14 protein-coding genes and 1 pseudogene are annotated in these 20,270 nt (G+C 54.8%); 4 read left to right on the forward strand and 11 right to left on the reverse strand.

Features of this window, described 5'->3' with window-relative positions; all coding sequences use genetic code 11:
* Positions 1 to 54: 54 nt before the first annotated feature.
* Positions 55 to 1,701: a dihydroxyacetone kinase subunit DhaK gene (locus tag ENTMO_RS0121655; RefSeq protein ID WP_010436094.1), complete on the reverse strand. Its 1,647-nt coding sequence runs from the start codon at positions 1,699 to 1,701 to the stop codon at positions 55 to 57.
* A 137-nt stretch (positions 1,702 to 1,838) separates the two neighbouring features.
* Here ENTMO_RS0121655 and ENTMO_RS0121660 point away from each other — a divergent pair, with 137 nt between their 5' ends.
* Entirely contained in the window at positions 1,839 to 3,341 is a 1,503-nt protein-coding gene (locus ENTMO_RS0121660; RefSeq protein ID WP_010436096.1) for a helicase HerA-like C-terminal domain-containing protein, read from the forward strand.
* Here the strand turns inward: ENTMO_RS0121660 and ENTMO_RS0121665 are convergent.
* Complete coding sequence (locus tag ENTMO_RS0121665) at positions 3,321 to 4,262, reverse strand: TIGR01212 family radical SAM protein (RefSeq protein ID WP_157133735.1); 942 nt, start codon at positions 4,260 to 4,262, stop codon at positions 3,321 to 3,323. The two genes, ENTMO_RS0121660 and ENTMO_RS0121665, sit on opposite strands and share 21 nt — an antisense overlap.
* A 687-nt stretch (positions 4,263 to 4,949) precedes the next feature.
* On the opposite strand from ENTMO_RS0121665, the gene gltB reads away from it, so the two are divergent.
* Positions 4,950 to 9,410 (forward strand): glutamate synthase large subunit, encoded by a 4,461-nt coding sequence (gene gltB / locus ENTMO_RS0121670; RefSeq protein WP_010436099.1) that lies wholly within the window; start codon positions 4,950 to 4,952, stop codon positions 9,408 to 9,410.
* Positions 9,411 to 9,419: 9 nt separating this feature from the next.
* Complete coding sequence (locus ENTMO_RS0121675) at positions 9,420 to 10,838, forward strand: glutamate synthase small subunit (RefSeq protein ID WP_010436102.1); 1,419 nt, start codon at positions 9,420 to 9,422, stop codon at positions 10,836 to 10,838.
* A 31-nt stretch (positions 10,839 to 10,869) separates the two neighbouring features.
* Here the strand turns inward: ENTMO_RS0121675 and ENTMO_RS0121680 are convergent, their stop codons facing one another.
* The 9 genes and pseudogenes from ENTMO_RS0121680 to zapE form a co-directional block, all read right to left on the reverse strand.
* Positions 10,870 to 11,421, reverse strand: a complete 552-nt coding sequence (locus ENTMO_RS0121680; RefSeq protein WP_010436104.1) for a DUF1120 domain-containing protein — start codon at positions 11,419 to 11,421, stop codon at positions 10,870 to 10,872.
* Positions 11,418 to 13,845, reverse strand: a pseudogene (locus ENTMO_RS24430) (fimbrial biogenesis outer membrane usher protein). Before ENTMO_RS24430 ends, ENTMO_RS0121680 begins: the two are co-directional and overlap by 4 nt.
* Before the next feature lie 6 nt (positions 13,846 to 13,851).
* Positions 13,852 to 14,559: a fimbria/pilus chaperone family protein gene (locus ENTMO_RS0121690; RefSeq protein WP_010436107.1), complete on the reverse strand. Its 708-nt coding sequence runs from the start codon at positions 14,557 to 14,559 to the stop codon at positions 13,852 to 13,854.
* A 110-nt stretch (positions 14,560 to 14,669) separates the two neighbouring features.
* Complete coding sequence (locus tag ENTMO_RS0121695; RefSeq protein WP_010436110.1) at positions 14,670 to 15,341, reverse strand: DUF1120 domain-containing protein; 672 nt, start codon at positions 15,339 to 15,341, stop codon at positions 14,670 to 14,672.
* 427 nt (positions 15,342 to 15,768) lie between these two features.
* Complete coding sequence (sspB, locus tag ENTMO_RS0121700) at positions 15,769 to 16,266, reverse strand: ClpXP protease specificity-enhancing factor (protein ID WP_010436112.1); 498 nt, start codon at positions 16,264 to 16,266, stop codon at positions 15,769 to 15,771.
* A gap of 5 nt (positions 16,267 to 16,271) precedes the next feature.
* Positions 16,272 to 16,910, reverse strand: coding sequence for a stringent starvation protein SspA (gene sspA, locus ENTMO_RS0121705; protein WP_010436114.1), 639 nt, complete (start codon positions 16,908 to 16,910; stop codon positions 16,272 to 16,274).
* A 306-nt stretch (positions 16,911 to 17,216) separates the two neighbouring features.
* A complete protein-coding gene (gene rpsI, locus ENTMO_RS0121710; RefSeq protein WP_003860436.1) occupies positions 17,217 to 17,609 on the reverse strand; it encodes a 30S ribosomal protein S9 in 393 nt (130 codons plus the stop codon).
* A 15-nt stretch (positions 17,610 to 17,624) separates the two neighbouring features.
* Complete coding sequence (rplM, locus tag ENTMO_RS0121715) at positions 17,625 to 18,053, reverse strand: 50S ribosomal protein L13 (protein ID WP_006178824.1); 429 nt, start codon at positions 18,051 to 18,053, stop codon at positions 17,625 to 17,627.
* A 349-nt stretch (positions 18,054 to 18,402) separates the two neighbouring features.
* Entirely contained in the window at positions 18,403 to 19,527 is a 1,125-nt protein-coding gene (gene zapE / locus ENTMO_RS0121720; protein ID WP_010436123.1) for a cell division protein ZapE, read from the reverse strand.
* A 189-nt stretch (positions 19,528 to 19,716) separates the two neighbouring features.
* On the opposite strand from zapE, the gene zapG reads away from it, so the two are divergent.
* The gene (zapG, locus tag ENTMO_RS0121725) at positions 19,717 to 20,115 is read left to right on the forward strand and encodes a Z-ring associated protein ZapG (RefSeq protein ID WP_010436126.1); all 399 of its coding nucleotides are present in this window, start codon (positions 19,717 to 19,719) and stop codon (positions 20,113 to 20,115) included.
* Positions 20,116 to 20,270 lie beyond the last annotated feature (155 nt).

Below are 20,270 nucleotides of genomic sequence, written 5' to 3' on the forward strand. Positions count from 1 at the left end.
CCCCAACCCTCTCCCACGGGGAGAGGGCGCAAACACTAAAAACGGTAACGGCTGTTACCGTTTTGCTTCTACCATGGCTTTAAACACCTCTGCCACCGCGACCGCTCCCGGATCCATCACGCCGTCCAGATTCTCTTTATTCACATACGACGAGCGCCCCGCTCCGGCTTTCTCCATTTTCGCCGTTGCCTCTGCCCCCTGCTGTGCCGCCTGCGCCGCTGACTGAAGATCTTTTTTCTGCAAGGCCTCCAGCGCCGGTTGTAGCGCGTCGATCAGCGTGCGATCGCCAAGATCTGCGCCGCCATACTGCTTCATCTGCGCCAGTCCGCTGAGCAATGCCTCCGGTAGAGGCTGCCCATCGTGAAGCTTTTGTCCGGCCGCCGTGAAGAAGATCGACATCAGCACCCCGCTTGATCCGCCCATCACCGTCGCCAGCCGCTCGCCCACCAGCAGCAGCAGCGTCGACACGTCGTTCAGCGGAAGTTTATGCTCCTCCAGACGCTGCGCAATATCCCGCGCACCTTGCGCAAAGGTGGAGCCCGTATCACCGTCGCCCACTTTCGCATCCAGCGCGTTCAGGCGATTTTCAAGTTCGATCAGCGTCCCGGTTACCGAGGAGACATACTCACTCACCCGCGGGTTTTCCGACGGGGTGTATTCCACGCGATCGTGAATGGCGCTATGCGCAACGGTACGTAAAGGTGCGAACGGCACGGGCTTCTGCCAGCCCAGCGTCTCGACCTCGGCATGAATCGCCTTTTCGAAGAAATCGTTGAGCTTCAGCAGCGTCAGAGAAAAGCCTTTCATGTCCAGCGCGCTCACCAGCGGCGCCGGCCCAATCAGGTACGCAATGTTCTCTTTCAGCGCCGAATGCGCCAGCTCTTTGGTCAGCAACGCCATTTCGAGCGCCGAGACGCCGCCGAGATTGTTAATCAGCACGGCGAAGCGCCCTTCGCCCGCCTGCGCTTTGAGCGGCGTCACCAGCGTGTCGATAATCGCTTTGCTGTTTTGCGTATCCACCACTGACGCCCCCGGCTCACCGTGAATGCCCAGACCCAGCTCGACGTAGCCTTGCTTAATCCGCCCCTCTTCTTCGTCGCTGCCCGGCAGGTTACAGGTTTGCATCGCAACGCCCAGACTCCAGAGGTTGTCGCAGGCCTGTTGCGCAATATCCCGCACCTCACTCAACGATTTCCCGTGCTCCGCCGCATAGCCCGCAATCTTATGCACCAGCGCCGTACCGGCAATACCGCGCGGCTGCTTGTTGTCCGGCAGCGCGATATCGTCCGCCACAATCACCATCTCCACCTTCAGGCCGTAGCGTTTGGCCTTTTCTGCCGCCAGACCAAAATTCAGGCGGTCACCGGTGTAATTTTTGACGATCAGCAGGCAGCCGCGATCGCCCGTGACCGCCACAATGGCATTCAACACCGCATCCACGCTCGGCGAGGCAAACAGGTCGCCACATACCGCCGCCGTGAGCATCCCTTTTCCGACAAACCCAGCGTGCGCCGGTTCGTGGCCGGAACCCCCACCGGAGATCACCGCTACGCGGCTTTTATCCCAGTCACCGCGCGCAACAATTCGAATGGCAGGATCAACATCAAGCTTGACGAGGTTTCCGTGCGGAGCAGAAATCAGAATGCCTTCAATAGCATCGTTAACCAGTTGTTTGCGATCATTAAAAAAGAATCTGGACATACATTCCCAAAATGTTGTGAACCGTATGCAAAAGCATAGTCCGCGCTGGATAATGCGCCGCAAAGTCAGGAATTTACTCAACCAAATTGCGACCAGTTTGCCTATACTCCACCCAGGACAAAGAGAGGAAGCGCATCATGAGTACACCATTGTTAATTGCCCGGACGCTGGAAAAAGAGCTGTATTTACTGCCCGCGATGGCGAACCGCCACGGTCTGATCACCGGAGCGACCGGGACGGGGAAAACCGTCACCCTGCAAAAGCTGGCGGAGTCGCTTTCGGAGATTGGCGTACCGGTCTTTATGGCTGACGTGAAAGGCGATTTAACCGGTGTGGCTCAGGAAGGGACGGCCTCTGAGAAACTGCTCGAACGGCTGAAGAATATTGGCATCACGGACTGGACGCCGCATAGCAATCCGGTGGTGGTGTGGGATATCTTTGGTGAGAAAGGCCACCCGGTGCGCGCCACCGTCTCCGATCTCGGTCCTCTTCTCCTGGCGAGGCTCCTTAACCTCAACGACGTGCAGTCCGGCGTGCTGAACATTATCTTCCGTATTGCCGACGATCAGGGACTGCTTCTGCTTGATTTCAAAGATCTGCGCGCCATTACCCAGTACATCGGCGATAACGCCAAATCTTTCCAGAACCAGTACGGCAACATCAGCAGCGCCTCGGTAGGGGCCATTCAGCGTGGGCTGCTCACGCTGGAGCAACAGGGCGCCGAGCACTTCTTCGGCGAGCCGATGCTGGATATCAAAGACTGGATGCGCACCGACAGCAGCGGCAAAGGCATCATCAACATTCTGAGTTCAGAAAAGCTCTACCAGATGCCAAAGCTCTACGCCGCCAGCCTGCTGTGGATGCTCTCCGAACTGTACGAACAGTTACCCGAAGCGGGCGATCTGGAAAAACCGAAGCTGGTCTTCTTCTTTGACGAAGCGCACCTGCTGTTTAACGACGCGCCGCAGGTATTGCTGGATAAAATTGAACAGGTCATTCGCCTGATCCGCTCCAAAGGCGTTGGCGTCTGGTTTGTGTCGCAAAACCCGTCGGATATCCCGGAAAACGTGCTCGGTCAGCTTGGTAACCGCGTGCAGCACGCCCTGCGCGCCTTTACGCCAAAAGATCAGAAAGCAGTAAAAGCCGCCGCGCAAACCATGCGCGCCAATCCGGCCTTTGATACCGAAGCGGCGATTCAGGCGTTAGGCACCGGTGAAGCGCTGATCTCGTTCCTGGATGCGAAGGGCAGCCCGTCCGTGGTGGAACGCGCTATGGTGATCGCGCCCTGCTCGCGCATGGGGCCGGTTACCGACGATGAACGCAACGGCCTGATTAACCACTCTCCGGTTTACGGAAAGTACGAAGACGAAGTGGACCGGGAGTCCGCGTTCGAGATGCTGCAAAAAGGGGTTCAGGCGACAACGGAATCGCAGGATGCGCCTGCCGCAAAAGGGCAGTCTGTCGCCGTGGATGACGGTATTCTCGGGGGGCTCAAAGACATCCTGTTCGGCAGCACCGGGCCGCGCGGCGGCAAGCGCGACGGCGTGGTACAAACCATGGCGAAAAGTGCCGCACGACAGGTCACTAATCAGATAGTGCGCGGCATGCTGGGAAGCCTGTTAGGCGGCCGTCGCCGGTAGACGGGGAACCCACGGGCGGCCAAGCGCCGACCCCTGTACACCGTTCTCCTGTAGATAGCGGTCGATTTCCACCATCCCCGTCCAGCGGTTCTCACACCATAGCGGTGCCAGAAGCGTTGGACGGCGGGCGCTGGCGGAGATGCGGTGGTAGACAATTTCCGGCGGCGTGTGGCGAATCATCTCCCCTGCCGTCACCGTATAGTCGTCGAGCTCAATACCGCTTAACCGTCCTGCTTCCCAGGCTTTCGCCATAATGCTTCCCGTAACGATATGCAGCGGATGCAGCTTAATGCCGTCCACGCCGGTCTCAACCACCTTTTCCAGCGTTTCAAGACCATGCTGTTGACCTTCGCCGGGTAACCCAACAATCAGATGCGAACAGACTTTCAGCCCACGCTCACGGGCCAGCCGCGTGGTGCGCTGGTAGCAGGCGAAATCATGACCGCGATTGATGCGGTGCAGGGTTTTGTCGTGCGCGGTTTGCAAGCCCAGCTCCAGCCAGATCTCGTAGCCTTGTTCTTTGTACTCACTGAGCAGGTCCAGCACCGCGTCCGGTACGCAGTCCGGGCGCGTCCCCACGCACAGCCCTACGATGTTAGCCTGGCTGACCGCCTGCTGATACATCGAGCGCAGCACCTGCACCTCCGCCCCCGTGCTGGTGTAGGCCTGGAAATAGGCCAGATACTGCTTCGCGCGGTTCACCAGGCTCGCCTGATGTGCGAGCTGTTCCGCGATAGAGTGATGCTGCTGAGCTTCGTCAGCAAAGGACGCAACGTTACAGAAGGTGCAGCCGCCGCGCCCGATGGTGCCATCGCGATTCGGGCAGCTAAACCCGCCGTGCAGCGTCAGCTTATGAACCTTTTGTCCGTATCGCTGCAAAAGATCCCCACCAAACATATTGACTAATTTCTGTAACTGCATAATCTGATAGACCGTCCCGGAGAAAGGGGACAAGCCTGCCATTTTTAGCCTCTGTCGGCGATGACCTGGATCAATCGCCCTGGACGGCCTTTATCCATATGAATAAATACTCAAGATTACTGCAATTTCATTCACACCACTCGTAATTACTTTTCCTTATGTTCTGATTGTTTTTTTCATTTATAGCGCCACCACTGAAAAACAGTGGGTTTATGCGGGTTTGCAGTCAATGCCAGATTATTATTCTGCTATAAAACGGCTATTCAGCACGCTACATTGATAATACCGCTTTCATATAGTGAGTCAGATCACACTCCGCTGCGTTCTGTCAGGGCATACAATCAATGTAAAAATAGTTAAATATCCTTTAATTACAATCACATAAACCCTCTTTAGCACATTTTTGTATAAATAAGATTGCCATTTGACCTGTGTACCAATTCCCGATAAGTTGGAAATCCGCTGGAAGCTTTCTGGATGAGCGGCCTGCTCATCATATTTATGCAGTAATTGAGATTCCCTCTGAAGCAAGTCCTCAAACTTGTTTACCTGCGCGAAAGGATGAAAAAGAGGGCGAATGCGAGGTCCGCGTATGAAACGCAAACCCCGTCGCCATGCTCTTTCTGTGCCTGTGCGCCACGGTAAAGTTCAGTGGGAAGCCCGACGAGCCTGGGGAGGTTCACTGATATGTTGTACGATAAATCCCTTGAGAAGGATAACTGTGGTTTCGGCCTGATCGCCCACATAGAAGGCGAACCTAGCCACAAGGTAGTGCGTACTGCTATTCACGCACTGGCCCGAATGCAGCACCGTGGCGCCATCCTTGCCGATGGTAAAACCGGCGACGGTTGCGGCCTGCTGCTGCAAAAACCGGATCGTTTCTTCCGCATCGTGGCGGAAGAGCGCGGCTGGCGTTTAGCCAAAAACTACGCTGTCGGCATGCTGTTCCTGAATCAGGATCCTGAAAAGGCTGCCGCCTCACGCCGCATCGTCGAAGAAGAACTTCAGCGTGAAACCCTGTCGATTGTCGGCTGGCGCAATGTGCCAACCAACGAAGGGGTGCTCGGTGAAATCGCCCTCTCCTCGCTGCCTCGTATCGAACAGATTTTCGTTAACGCGCCTGCGGGCTGGCGTCCGCGTGATATGGAACGCCGTCTGTTTATCGCCCGCCGCCGCATTGAAAAACGTCTCCAGGACGATAAAGAGTTCTACGTCTGTAGCCTCTCTAACCTGGTGAACATCTATAAAGGTCTGTGTATGCCGGCTGACCTGCCGCGCTTCTACCTGGACCTGGCGGATCTGCGTCTGGAATCGGCCATTTGCCTGTTCCACCAGCGCTTCTCCACCAACACCGTTCCACGCTGGCCGCTGGCTCAGCCGTTCCGCTACCTGGCGCACAACGGCGAAATCAACACCATTACCGGTAACCGCCAATGGGCCCGCGCCCGTACCTATAAGTTCCAGACGCCACTGATCCCTGACCTGCATGATGCCGCGCCGTTCGTGAACGAAACCGGCTCTGACTCCAGCTCCATGGATAACATGCTGGAACTGCTGCTGGCAGGCGGGATGGACATCGTGCGCGCCATGCGTCTGCTTGTGCCACCGGCATGGCAGAACAACCCGGATATGGACCCTGAGCTGCGCGCGTTCTTCGACTTTAACTCCATGCACATGGAGCCGTGGGACGGCCCGGCTGGCATCGTGATGTCCGACGGCCGTTTTGCCGCCTGTAACCTGGACCGTAACGGTCTGCGTCCGGCGCGCTACGTCATCACCAAAGATAAGCTCATCACCTGCGCGTCTGAGGTCGGGATCTGGGATTACCAGCCTGACGAAGTGGTCGAGAAGGGCCGCGTCGGTCCGGGCGAGCTGATGGTTATCGACACCCGCGGTGGGCGCATCCTGCACTCCGCCGAAACCGATCACGATCTGAAAAGTCGCCATCCGTACAAAGAGTGGATGGAGAAAAATGTCCGTCGTCTGGTGCCGTTCGAAGATCTGCCGGACGAAGAAGTGGGTAGCCGCGAGCTGGACGACGATACCCTCGCAAGCTTCCAGAAGCAGTTTAACTACAGCGCGGAAGAGCTGGACTCCGTCATCCGCGTACTGGGTGAAAACGGTCAGGAAGCGGTCGGCTCCATGGGTGACGATACCCCGTTTGCCGTGCTCTCCAGCCAGCCGCGCATTATTTACGACTACTTCCGTCAGCAGTTCGCGCAGGTCACCAACCCGCCGATCGATCCGCTGCGTGAAGCGCACGTGATGTCACTGGCAACCAGCATCGGCCGCGAGATGAACGTCTTCTGCGAAGCCGAAGGTCAGGCGCACCGTCTGACCTTTAAATCGCCGATCCTGCTGTACTCCGATTTCAAACAGCTCACTACGCTGAAAGAGGATCACTACCGCGCCGACACGCTCGATATTACGTTCGACGTGACCGAGGCGACCCTCGAAGAGACGGTGAATGCGCTGTGTGATAAAGCTGAACAGATGGTGCGTAACGGTACCGTTCTGCTGGTGCTGTCTGACCGCAATATCGCGAAAAACCGTCTGCCGTTACCCGCACCAATGGCGGTGGGTGCTATCCAGACGCGTCTTGTCGATAAGAGCCTGCGCTGCGACGCCAACATCATTGTTGAAACCGCCAGCGCCCGCGACCCGCATCACTTTGCCGTGCTGTTAGGCTTTGGCGCGACGGCGATCTACCCGTATCTGGCCTACGAAACGCTGGCTCGTCTGGTCGATACCCGCGCGATCGACAAAGATTACCGCGCGGTAATGCTGAACTACCGCAACGGCATCAATAAAGGCCTGTATAAGATCATGTCCAAAATGGGCATCTCGACTATCGCCTCTTACCGCTGTTCGAAGCTGTTTGAAGCGGTCGGCCTGCATGACGATGTCGCAAATCTCTGCTTCCAGGGTGTGATCAGCCGTATCGGCGGCGCCGGTTTTGCTGACTTCCAGCAGGATCTGGTGAACCTGTCAAAACGCGCCTGGCTGGCACGTAAGCCGCTGGATCAGGGCGGTCTGCTGAAATACGTTCACGGCGGCGAATACCACGCCTATAACCCGGACGTGGTGCGCACGCTGCAACAGGCGGTTCAGAGCGGTGAATACAGCGATTATCAGCAGTACGCTGAGCTGGTAAACAACCGTCCGGCGGCAACGCTGCGCGACCTCATTGCCCTGAACCCAGGTGACGAAGCCGTCAGCATCGACGACGTAGAGCCTGCAACCGAGCTGTTCAAACGCTTCGATACCGCGGCGATGTCCATCGGCGCGCTGAGCCCGGAAGCCCACGAAGCGCTGGCGGAAGCCATGAACAGCATCGGCGGCAACTCCAACTCCGGCGAAGGCGGTGAAGACCCAGCGCGTTACGGCACTAACAAGGTCTCCCGTATCAAGCAGGTGGCATCCGGTCGCTTTGGCGTGACGCCTGCGTACCTGGTCAACGCCGACGTGATTCAGATTAAAGTCGCTCAGGGTGCTAAACCGGGCGAAGGCGGTCAGTTGCCGGGTGATAAAGTTACCCCATACATCGCCAAACTGCGCTATTCCGTACCGGGCGTGACGCTGATCTCCCCGCCGCCACACCACGATATCTACTCTATCGAGGACTTAGCGCAGCTGATTTTCGACCTGAAACAGGTCAACCCGAAAGCGATGATCTCCGTGAAGCTGGTTTCCGAACCGGGCGTCGGCACCATCGCCACCGGTGTGGCGAAAGCCTATGCGGATCTCATCACCATCGCCGGCTACGATGGCGGTACCGGCGCAAGCCCGCTCTCCTCCGTGAAATACGCGGGTTGCCCGTGGGAGCTTGGCCTGGTGGAAACCCAGCAGGCGCTGGTGGCGAACGGCCTGCGTCACAAGATCCGTCTGCAGGTGGACGGTGGTCTGAAAACTGGCCTCGACATTATCAAGGCGGCAATCCTCGGTGCGGAAAGCTTCGGCTTCGGTACCGGCCCGATGGTTGCGCTGGGCTGTAAATACCTGCGTATTTGCCACCTGAACAACTGCGCAACCGGTGTTGCTACCCAGGACGAGAAGCTGCGTAAGAACCACTATCACGGCCTGCCGTTCAAAGTGACCAACTACTTTGACTTCATCGCCCGTGAAACCCGCGAGCTGATGGCGCAGCTGGGCGTGAAGCGCCTGGTCGACCTGATTGGCCGTACCGACCTGCTGAAAGAGCTGGAAGGTTTCACCGCCAAGCAGCAGAAACTAGAGCTGAGCAAGCTGCTGGAAACCGCGCAGCCGCATCCTGGCAAAGCGGTTTACTGCACCGAGAACAACCCGCCGTTCGATAACGGCGTGCTGAACGCGCAGCTGCTGCAGCAGGCGAAACCGTACGTGGACGAGAAGCAGAGCAAAACGTTCTGGTTTGATATCCGCAACACCGACCGCTCCGTGGGTGCCTCCCTCTCCGGTTCTATCGCGCAAACGCACGGTGACCAGGGGCTGGCGGCGGATCCGATTACTGCGCACTTCAGCGGTACCGCGGGTCAGAGCTTCGGCGTGTGGAACGCAGGCGGCGTTGAGCTGTACCTGACTGGTGATGCCAACGACTACGTCGGTAAAGGCATGGCGGGCGGTCTGCTGGCGGTGCGTCCTCCGGTCGGCTCAGCCTTCCGCAGCCATGAAGCGAGCATCATCGGTAACACCTGCCTGTACGGCGCGACCGGCGGTCGTCTGTTCGCAGCAGGTCGTGCGGGCGAGCGTTTTGCGGTGCGTAACTCTGGTGCTACCACCGTGGTGGAAGGCATTGGCGATAACGGTTGTGAATACATGACGGGCGGGATTGTTTGCGTAATGGGTAAAACTGGCGTGAACTTCGGCGCGGGCATGACGGGCGGTTTTGCGTACGTCCTGGACGAAGACGGTGAGTTCCGCAAACGCGTGAACCCGGAGCTGGTGGAAGTGCTGGACGTTGATACGCTGGCCATCCACGAAGAACACTTGCGCGGTTTGATTACCGAACACGTGCAGCATACCGGTTCTTCGCGCGGAGAAGAGATCCTGGCGAACTGGCCTGCGTTCTCAGCGAAATTCGCGCTGGTTAAACCGAAGTCCAGCGATGTTAAAGCCCTGTTGGGTCACCGTAGTCGTAGCGCAGCAGAGCTGCGCGTGCAGGCGCAGTAAGGAATTCAGATGAGCCAGAACGTATACCAGTTTATCGACCTGCAGCGTGTTGATCCGCCAAAGAAACCGCTGAAGATCCGCAAAATTGAATTTGTAGAAATCTACGAGCCGTTTTCAGAAGGCCAGGCCAAAGCGCAGGCAGACCGCTGCCTGTCCTGCGGTAACCCTTACTGCGAATGGAAATGCCCGGTCCACAACTACATCCCGAACTGGCTGAAACTGGCCAACGAAGGACGTATTTTTGAAGCCGCCGAGCTGTCTCACCAGACCAACACCCTGCCGGAAGTGTGCGGCCGCGTGTGCCCTCAGGACCGCCTGTGTGAAGGCTCCTGTACGCTGAACGACGAGTTCGGCGCGGTGACCATCGGCAACATTGAGCGCTATATCAACGATAAAGCGTTCGAGATGGGCTGGCGTCCGGATATGACCGGCGTGCGTCAAACCGACAAGCGCGTGGCAATCATCGGCGCGGGCCCGGCGGGCCTTGCCTGTGCGGACGTCCTGACCCGTAACGGCGTGAAGGCGGTGGTCTTTGACCGCCATCCGGAGATCGGCGGTCTGCTGACCTTCGGCATCCCGGCCTTCAAGCTGGAAAAAGAGGTCATGACCCGTCGCCGTGAAATCTTCACTGGCATGGGCATTGAGTTCAAACTGAATGTGGAAGTGGGCCGCGACGTGCAGCTCGACGACCTGCTGAAGGATTACGACGCCGTGTTCCTCGGCGTGGGCACCTATCAGTCCATGCGCGGCGGTCTGGAGAACGAAGAGGCACCAGGCGTTTATGATGCCCTGCCGTTCCTGATTGCCAACACCAAGCAGATCATGGGCTACGGCGAAACTGCCGACGAGCCGTTCGTCAGCATGGAAGGCAAACGCGTGGTGGTGCTGGGCGGCGGTGATACCGCGATGGACTGCGTGCGTACGTCTATTCGTCAGAATGCGGCGCATGTGATCTGCGCCTATCGTCGTGACGAAGAGAACATGCCTGGTTCTAAACGCGCAGTGAAAAACGCGCGTGAAGAGGGCGTAGAGTTCCAGTTCAACATCCAGCCTCTGGGCATTGAAGTGAATGCCAACGGTAAAGTGAGTGGCGTGAAGATGGCGCGCACCGAGATGGGTGCACCAGATGCCAAGGGTCGTCGTCGCGCTGAGATCGTGGCAGGCTCCGAACATGTGATCCCGGCCGATGCCGTCGTCATGGCGTTTGGTTTCCGTCCTCATAGTATGGAATGGCTTGCGAAGCACAGCGTTGAGCTGGATTCACAGGGCCGCGTGATTGCACCTGAAGGCAGCGACAACGCATTCCAGACCAGCAACCCGAAAATCTTCGCCGGTGGCGATATTGTTCGCGGCTCTGACCTGGTGGTCACCGCCATTGCCGAAGGGCGTAAAGCGGCCGACGGGATTATGAATTACCTGGAAGTGTAACGAGAATGGCCCGGCATACACCGGGCCATTATTATTTCTTGAGAAGCTGCCAGGACAAATCACTCTCCAGAGCGGTTTGATCTGAAATATGGTCGAACGCGCTGTCATTCAGTACCGGGAAAATCGTGACGGTAAAATTCATTTGCTGGCCACTGGGTACTTTGCCATTTTCCACCGCAATGACCGCCTCGTTATTACGAATATAGAGCGATGCACCATTATCGTTTTCCGGCGTAAAGTTCACCTGATCGGTTGTTTTCCCCACGTTATAGCTTTTACCGTCAAGCGTCAGGTTGCTGACTTTAATCGCCACACCGCCATTCTGACCAAACTGGAAACGCCCTTTCTGGCCGGAAGCGCCTTGTAAAAGGGTTGCCATCTGCTGCTTTTCCGGGCAATAGACGCTGACGTTAATGTCTTTATCCGGCATTTTGTTCCAGCTCTGCTGGCTCGAAACAATGTTATCGCGTCGCATCTGATGATAATCGACCACCTGCTGAGAGAGCGTTAACTGGCAATCTTCCGCATACAAAATGCAGGGTAAAGCAAGCAGCAGGAGCGCTGCCAGACGTTGAATGTTCATCGACATACTCCGTTTACTTCCTCATAAAACGCGTCTTCGTCATGCTTTTCAGGAAGCGTGAAATCAAGCTTACACAAACGTTGATTTTCATCATTGATGGCATAAAGTGCGGTAACCTGGTCGGCATCGTTCAGGAAGACATGCCCATCATCAACCACCGTCACCACGTAGTTATCTTTCGCATCCACCACGGACAGGCCTTTCGCGAGCGGCTTACCGTCGGCCTGCTTAATACGCAACATCACGCGACGGCTGTTCAGTACCTTAAAGCTCACTTCGCTTACCGAACCATGTGCAGCAGCGATATATTTGGTACCGTTTGCCAGCGTCATGCTTTGCGGGAGTTTGTTTGCATCCACTTCGATGCGTGAGTTACGCCACTCGGTCAGTCCAGGGATGACAGCCTGCCCCCAGCGGTCAGTCCAGACGGTACCTTGTGGCGTGGTGATTTCGACCCCCACCTTCGGTTCGCTGAGTTTGGCAATCGCAAAGGTATCCTTGATGGAATATGGCGAGAAGGTCACGCCGTCCTTATGCATCCGCAATACCGCCCGACAGCGTTGCATTGTAGTTGCGCTGGTGATCGCCGCTTGTCCCCCCCCCTACACTAAGTTGGGTATAGTGGAGATTGGTATTGATGTTGCCGTTGAAGCTGTTTTCCTGCGATTCATCATCACGATCGGCAGAAATATAGTAGTTGGTGTCATTACCCAATGCGCCGCTGTTTGCCAGGCCATAGCTGGTGCTGTCGCCCTGCTTGCGCATATATGAACTCAGGCTCTGCGAACCGCCTAACGGAATGCTGAGGTTGATATAGAGCAAATCGTCGTCCTGGTCGTCATCCGTGCTGCCCACTGCGCTTTGCCAGTTGACGTTGCCCGAGGCATATTTGAAGGTTTTACCCCATGACAACAGTAAATAACGAGAATCCTCACCGTCTCCCGCAGCCTGGTTGTAGCTTAAACCTGCGCTGAATGCCCCTGCCAGCGGAGTTGACCAGCGGATATTGGCAGAATAACTGTTGTCATAGCCCTGATAATCATCATCCATGGCATCCGCCAGTTCGCGATAATCACCGCTGTAATGCGCAACGCTGCCAGAGAGGCCGACGCTCTCGGTCAGCAAGTAATCGCTCTGTAATTCGTTTTTAATACCGTTGTCGCTGTCACCAAATTGCGCCTTGCTGGCAGCCATGCTGGTGGAAACGTTCCAGCCATCGGTGAGCATAAACTCAGTGCGCGCCCCTGCCGCCTGGTAATCTTCGGCTACCACGCCTGAGGCAAGCAGGTTCATCCATGGCAGTATTCGCCAGCCATCGGAAACGTTGAACACCAGCGGATCGCTATAGTCACTCTCTATACTGCGCACCTGACCTGCCGAAACGGTCAATCCATTGGGTCTTGAAAGATTGCGTGATTTCACGGAGGCTGCGGGAACAATAAAGCGGTTCGTCGAGCCGTCAGACTCAACCACGGTCACGTCCAGGTCGACGTTGTTGCGCACCATCGGTACATCATCCAGCGTAAACGGCCCCGCCGGAACCAGGGTGTTAAAGATGAGTCTGCCGTTCTGACGAACCTCCACGCGGGCCTGTGATGTCCGGGCGATACCGGACACGCTCACGCCGGAACCATCTTTCTGCAACCCACTGGTTGGCATCAGCTGTACACCGGTGATCGGCACGCCGCTTAGCACATCGGACATGGCGTTGATTTCCCCCACCTGCATGGTCAGGCGCTGGGGAACAAACACATGCTCTGCGTAGGTATAAATGCTCTCTGCATTTCGGTTACCGTCATCATCCGTCAGGATATAACGGCTACGCAGAGACCAATCCATGGCATTGAACCCCGCCTCCAGACTTGCCTGGGAGTAGCGGTTACTGCTGCTGTCACTTCCGCTGTAATCGCTTTTGGTGCTGAATAATGAGTAGTTCAGCATGCCTGCTGTGCCGCCATGCTGGAAATTTTTAACGTCAGCGCTGATGCTGTTAATCGCTTCCTGGGGTAAATAAAGCTCTACCGCTTCCTGATTTGGCAGGGCGTTGATGACAGCCTGGGCATAATCGCTGCGAATATCGTGACAGGTTTCATTCGCCTTGATGGGAACCGGCATCAATCCTGCGAATTCCAGAAAGTCATTATCAACGCACATCGTCCCGTCTTCGCTAAAGCGAACAGCTGCCGTTCCGCGGTCGCTGCCGTTTACTTTTACCGACACCGAATGCGTTCCCGGCAAAAAGCGGGGGGCTTCAGCAAAGTAGCGGTTGAGATCGGCACCCAACCCCCGCGATTTAAGGATATCGGTATCAAACGTCACTTCCCTTGCATGCAGGGAAGTGCACTCCAGCAACATAAGAGGAATAGCGCTATAAATCACAGCGCGCACAAAAAGTGCAAGTTGGCTTTTTTTACGCACTGCCATAATCCTTTATTTTTTATTGAGATCCGAGATAAAGCTGGGGACTTCAACGCCATAGCGGCTGGCGGGGAAGAATTTAACGTTGTTATTGCCACTGACGGATTTGCCCATCGAAACCGTCATGGTTTCACCGGGTAAGATGTAGGTTTTGGCAAGCGAACCGCTGATGCCTGAAGGCTGCAGCACCACGTTCTGTGCCAGGCGTACCACGTATTTGCTCGGGTTTTTCACCGTGACGGAGGTGCCTGAAGCGGTCCAGTCGAGGTACTTCCAGGCATCCGTTACCACAGCCAGCTTCGCAGGGCGAATCAGCACCGGCAGATCCTGACGAATATTGATGCCAATTTTGACTTTGTTATCGTCACTTTTCGGTGGGATGCCTTCAAAGGTCACGCGCTTGTAATGTTCAACGTCCAGCGGTTTGCTGGTTTGCAGAATAAAGCGCAGCTGCTGAGTTTGTCCGGGCTCAAGACGAACCACTGGCTGGGTGGTGACGAGTTTCAGACCTTGATCGTCCGGGAGATCCACCACATCGGTGTACAGCAGCGACGGATGGCTATCGGTGTTTTTAACGTTGATGGTCCCGCTGTGGGTCGCTTCATCAATCACCAGCAGACTGGTTTCTGGCACCATACCTGCGGCATGTACAGCAAACTGTGCAGTGAACAAGGCAGCTGCAGCGAGCGTTTTAATTAAAACAGTTTTAGAGTATGTCATAAATATATTCCTTGAAAGCACTACCTAACACTCCGTGTTTATGGCGCTTCTTGGTGAGAGAAATAGTGTCCTCTCGGGGTTAAATTTAACTCACTTTAAATTTGAAAAAATTACAGATATTTAAGACTGATCGTCAACTGACCATCCAGTCGGGTATCATCGGTAATACCCAGCGTCGTGGTATTTTGAATAGCCAAAGATGTTACCAGCGGAAATGTTGCTGTCTGGAAAGCAAGCGGATCGACACTTCCTGATAATGCGACAGTAATATTGCGATTATTCTCACCCTGGCTTGAACCATCATTGCTCTTAGCCCAGGTTGTTGAACCATTCTGTTGATATATAGGATCGGCCGATTTTCCGTCAGCCGTGACGCTGTTTACGTTCATGAACATGGCGTATGAGCCAATGTTTATCGTGCCTGCTTTTCCAACCCCGTAAGTCTGGTTAGTCGCACTCTGTGCCCCACCCGTAAACGTCCCGGTAGAGACGGTTAAACCCGCGTTAGAATCGGCGCGATCGTCTATCAAATTCCAGGCAACTTTTGTTGCTGCCGTACAGGTAATCGTGAGATCGATATTCCTTTGCCCAAGCTGGTTCACGGCGGTGGATGATAATTCACCCAAGCGGATGTTGCCGTAGTCCACTACACCGCCATTGCTAAATTCAGGCGTACAGGCGGAGCTTGTCAGCGTTCCTCTAATTTTAAGTATCGCGGTTTCGGATGCAAACGTGGAATTTACGCAAAGGAATAATGTTGCAGCCAATAGAATTTTATTCATGAGTTAATCCTTAACTTATGAGTCATAGCAAATACAATACCGACGTAAACAATCCATGTTTGTCGCTATCATCCCCGTATGCAGAAAGCATGTGGCGATAATATAGAAATCCTAAATACATGCAATTTAGGTTTATTAATTATTCTTTTTAGATTTACTCAAACTATAGATGGATTTTATAAAACAGGTTATGCAAGTCCTTTACAGGCTATTTATATTCACAATGAATATTGCTTGCGTTAAGTTATTACGAACACAACGTTATTCCAAAATATCTTTCATTTGGAATAATGCATTGCATTGTTTAAATTTCATACAAACCTATACAGGAAAAAAATATTCTCCCGGCAAGCAACAGAATATTTACATCAATAACAAAAAAATCCAGCCGACTGACGAGGGCTGGATTTTATAACGGATGAATACGTTATTTTACCACTCTGAGGGCAGGGCGCCCCCCGCGCGGCGGCGGATCGTCATCCGGATCGTTATCATCCTGGTGATCCGGTTTGTCACCATCAATAACGGACATCACCGTGTCGCTTTCGCGCTCTTCGGTTGCATCGTCATCATTCAGGCTGGCAACGTCTTCGTCATAAGCCGCTTCCGGCTCGAACATGGTACCCGCGCCGTTTTCACGCGCGTAGATAGCCAGCACGGCAGCCAGCGGCACAGAAACCTGACGCGGCACGCCGCCGAAACGCGCGTTAAAGCGCACTTCGTCGTTTGCCAGCTCCAGGTTACCCACCGCGCGCGGCGCAATGTTCAACACGATCTGTCCGTCACGTGCATATTCCATAGGTACCTGCACGTCCGGCAACGTCACATCCACAACCAGGTGCGGCGTGAGCTGGTTATCCAGCAGCCATTCATAGAAGGCGCGCAGCAGATACGGACGGCGTGGGGAAAGTTGTGACATTTCCACAGTCATTAGCCTCGGCCGAGACGCATTTCACGTTCCGGCTCAGTCAGAGAAGCCAGGAAAGAGTCGCGTTCAAATACGCGCGTCATGTAGCCTTTCAGCTCTTTCGCACCAGGACCGCTGAACTCAACACCCAGCGTAGGCAGACGCCACAGCAGCGGTGCAAGGTAGCAATCGACCAGGCTGAACTCATCGCTCAGGAAGAAAGGCTTCTGACCAAAGACTGGTGCGATTGCCAGCAGCTCTTCACGCAGTTGTTTACGTGCAGCATCCGCTTCAGACGACGTACCGTTAACGATAACGTTCATCAGCGTATACCAGTCTTTTTCGATACGCTGCATGTACAGGCGGCTTTCACCACGCGCAACAGGGTAAACAGGCATCAGTGGCGGATGCGGGAAACGCTCATCCAGGTATTCCATAATGATACGGGATTCCCACAGGGTCAGCTCGCGATCCACCAGCGTTGGTACGCTCTGGCTCGGGTTGAGATCGATCAGATCCTGAGGCGGGTTATCCTTTTCCACATGCTCGATCTCAAAACTGACACCCTTCTCGGCCAGCACGATACGAACCTGATGGCTATAAATGTCAGTAGGACCAGAAAACAGCGTCATTACCGAACGTTTGTTGGCAGCGACAGCCATGAAAACCTCCAGGTATATTCAGAATTTTACTGCTACCGGCCCACCAGGGCCAGCCAGATGATGTATTGCCCATCCCAGAGAAAACACATTGTTCAAGAATCGAACAAAAATCGAGTATTCACCGATATTTGGGCAGAAAATTGGATGATAGTTTACCAGATTTTGATGGCTTTGTGGTGAGGGGATTCTGGAAATGTGGAAAAAGAGGAGATATATCAACTCATGTTGTGGACAACCTACGCATTATCCATAAAAAAACCCGCCGAAGCGGGTTTTTCGCCAATCGTTCTGCGTAAGCAGAATGGATTAACGTTTGGAGAACTGTGGACGACGACGTGCTTTACGCAGACCCACTTTCTTACGTTCAACCTGACGCGCGTCACGAGTAACGAAGCCAGCTTTACGCAGTTCAGAACGCAGGGATTCGTCGTACTCCATCAGAGCGCGGGTGATACCGTGACGGATCGCACCTGCCTGACCGGAGATACCACCACCTTTAACGGTGATGTACAGATCCAGTTTTTCTACCATATCAACCAGTTCCAGCGGCTGGCGAACTACCATGCGGGCAGTTTCACGACCGAAGTACTGTTCCAGAGAACGTTGGTTGATTACGATTTTACCGCTGCCCGGTTTGATGAACACGCGAGCTGCGGAACTTTTGCGGCGACCAGTGCCGTAGTATTGATTTTCAGCCATTGCCTATAATCCCGATTAGATGTCAAGAACTTGCGGTTGCTGTGCCGCGTGGTTGTGCTCGTTGCCTGCGTAAACTTTCAGTTTACGGAACATAGCACGACCCAGCGGGCCTTTTGGCAGCATGCCTTTAACCGCGATTTCAATCACACGCTCAGGACGGCGAGCAATCATCTCTTCAAAGGTCGCTTCTTTGATACCACCGATGTGGCCAGTGTGGTGATAGTACACTTTGTCAGTACGCTTGTTGCCGGTTACAGCAACTTTATCAGCGTTCAGAACGATGATGTAATCACCGGTATCAACGTGCGGAGTGTATTCCGCTTTATGCTTACCGCGCAGGCGACGAGCCAGTTCAGTAGCCAGACGGCCCAGAGTTTTACCGGTCGCGTCAACAACATACCAGTCGCGCTGTACGGTTTCTGGTTTAGCTGTAAAAGTTTTCATTAAAAGCTTACCCAAATAATAAGTTACACGTTGGTGAACACCCAAACGTTTAGTCAGTTGAGGCTCACACGACAAAGTCCGGCAAACCTACCCCTTCGAATAGCACATGCCGACACATAGAAAGTTTCGGGAAAAAAACCTTCTCGTAACGTGGGGTCGCAAGATTATAGAGAAGTTGAGGTCAAAGATCGACCCTTAAATGCGATTTGGAATGGGTTTTTCGGGGTTAGATATTGTGCGGTCTGGTGCCCTCACCCCCAGCCCCTCTCCCACAGGGAGAGGGTGGCGTTTGTTAAGTCCTGATGCCCTCCCCCCCAGCCCCACTCCCACGGGGATAGGGTGGCATTTGTTACGGCATATGCTCCAGCTTGAGGTATTCCTCGCTCTGCATCTCCTGCAGGCGCGACAGGCAGCGCTGGAACTCAAACTTCAGCCGCTCGCCCTGGTAAATCTCATATAAAGGAACCTCGGCGCTGACCACCAGCTTAACGTGGCGCTCGTAAAACTCGTCCACCAGCGCAATGAAGCGTCGCGCTTCGCTTTCCATCAGGCGCGTCATCACCGGCACATCCAGCACCATCACGGTGTGGAACAGGCGCGAAAGCGCGATGTAATCATGCTGGCTGCGGGCATCGACGCAGAGTGTCGCAAAGGAGACGGCCAAGGTTTGATTTTCTACGCCCTGAGTTTGTAAGGGACGATGGTTAATCTCGAGTTCCGGGGCGCGCTCACGTTTTGCCCCCGCCAGCGCCAGCCACAGTTTATCCATCTGATTTGTGGTTTCTGCGTTCAACGGCGAAAGCCACAAATGAGCCTGAGTCAGCGTGCGCAGGCGGTAATCCACGCCCGCGTCGACGTTCATGATGTCGCAATGCTGTTTTATCGCATCGATAGCGGGCAGGAAGCGCGCGCGCTGCAAACCATTGCGGTACAGCTCGTCCGGCGGGATGTTCGAGGTCGCCACGAGCGTAATCCCACGCGCAAACAGCGCTTTCATCAACCCGCCCAGCAGCATCGCATCCGTAATATCGGAAACAAAAAATTCGTCAAAGCAGAGTACGTCCGTCTCCGCCTTAAAGCGGTCGGCCACAATCTCCAGCGGATCGCTTTTGCCCTGCAATGCCGTCAGCTCTTCGTGAACCCGCAGCATGAAGCGGTGAAAATGCAGGCGCTGTTTACGCGTGCCCGGCAGGCTCTGGTAGAACATGTCCATCAGCCAGGTTTTACCGCGCCCGACGCCCCCCCACATATATAAGCCACGTACCGACGCGTTAACCTGAAGTTCTTTTTTTCCCAACAACCGACCGAACGCCGCCTTCAGCCCACCGCTTTGCACCGCCTCTGCGGGTTTCGCTGTGAGCTCCTGATAAATCGTATCCAGGCGATTAACCGCTTCACGCTGGACGTCATCCGGCTGATGTGAGCCCTCGTTCAGGGCCAGTTGGTAACGCGATGAGGGTGACAGGCTTTGCATAATCTTATTGTTATTCCTTCGGTTATGACTCATCAGCAGGCGCGACTGATGAAAAAAAGGCCGTTCTACACTACGCGATGATACGTCAGGATTCCACTTCTGAAGAAATAGCGGTTATAGTGGCAATATCAGGCACAGGCCGGAGCCGAGCCAACACCCTACGGAACAACAAGACAACGGGAGAAGTTCATGACCTGGGAATATGCGCTAATCGGTTTAGTCGTCGGCATCGTCATCGGTGCTGTGGCCATGCGTTTCGGTAATCGCAAATTGCGTCAGCAGCAGTCACTGCAGTACGAACTGGAAAAGAACAAAGCCGAACTGGAAGAGTATCGTGAAGAGCTGGTCAGCCACTTTGCCCGTAGCGCCGAGCTGCTGGACAACATGGCGACTGACTATCGCCAGCTGTATCAACACATGGCGAAAAGCTCCAGCAGCCTGCTGCCGGAAATGACCGCAGAAACGAACCCGTTCCGCAACCGTCTGGCAGACTCTGAAGCGGGTAACGATCAGGCTCCGGTTCAGATGCCACGCGACTATTCGGACGGCGCGTCCGGCCTGCTGCGCGGTGGCGCAAAACGCGATTAATCGCAAAACATGAATAAATTTTACGGGCGCATCTCTTGCGCCCGTCCTTTCTTCCCGTCCCCAGCTATTATTTAGTCAAACACCTCATTGTTCAGCGGTTGAAAATTCAATAACATCAAGATGTTTTTGGGCCGTTCTTCTTTCATTCCAGGATA

The organism is Enterobacter mori LMG 25706 (assembly GCF_000211415.1).
In the GTDB taxonomy this organism is placed as follows: domain Bacteria; phylum Pseudomonadota; class Gammaproteobacteria; order Enterobacterales; family Enterobacteriaceae; genus Enterobacter; species Enterobacter mori.

Coding starts and splice junctions, on each gene's coding strand:
- ENTMO_RS0121660 (WP_010436096.1), top strand. CDS start 1,839: ATGAGTACACCATTGTTAATTGCCCGGACGCTGGAAAAAGAGCTGTAT.
- ENTMO_RS0121690 (WP_010436107.1), bottom strand. CDS start 14,559: ATGACATACTCTAAAACTGTTTTAATTAAAACGCTCGCTGCAGCTGCC.
- rpsI (WP_003860436.1), bottom strand. CDS start 17,609: ATGGCTGAAAATCAATACTACGGCACTGGTCGCCGCAAAAGTTCCGCA.
- gltB (WP_010436099.1), top strand. CDS start 4,950: ATGTTGTACGATAAATCCCTTGAGAAGGATAACTGTGGTTTCGGCCTG.
- ENTMO_RS0121655 (WP_010436094.1), bottom strand. CDS start 1,701: ATGTCCAGATTCTTTTTTAATGATCGCAAACAACTGGTTAACGATGCT.
- zapG (WP_010436126.1), top strand. CDS start 19,717: ATGACCTGGGAATATGCGCTAATCGGTTTAGTCGTCGGCATCGTCATC.
- ENTMO_RS0121665 (WP_157133735.1), bottom strand. CDS start 4,262: ATGCAGTTACAGAAATTAGTCAATATGTTTGGTGGGGATCTTTTGCAG.
- zapE (WP_010436123.1), bottom strand. CDS start 19,527: ATGCAAAGCCTGTCACCCTCATCGCGTTACCAACTGGCCCTGAACGAG.
- rplM (WP_006178824.1), bottom strand. CDS start 18,053: ATGAAAACTTTTACAGCTAAACCAGAAACCGTACAGCGCGACTGGTAT.
- ENTMO_RS0121695 (WP_010436110.1), bottom strand. CDS start 15,341: ATGAATAAAATTCTATTGGCTGCAACATTATTCCTTTGCGTAAATTCC.
- sspA (WP_010436114.1), bottom strand. CDS start 16,910: ATGGCTGTCGCTGCCAACAAACGTTCGGTAATGACGCTGTTTTCTGGT.
- ENTMO_RS0121675 (WP_010436102.1), top strand. CDS start 9,420: ATGAGCCAGAACGTATACCAGTTTATCGACCTGCAGCGTGTTGATCCG.
- ENTMO_RS0121680 (WP_010436104.1), bottom strand. CDS start 11,421: ATGAACATTCAACGTCTGGCAGCGCTCCTGCTGCTTGCTTTACCCTGC.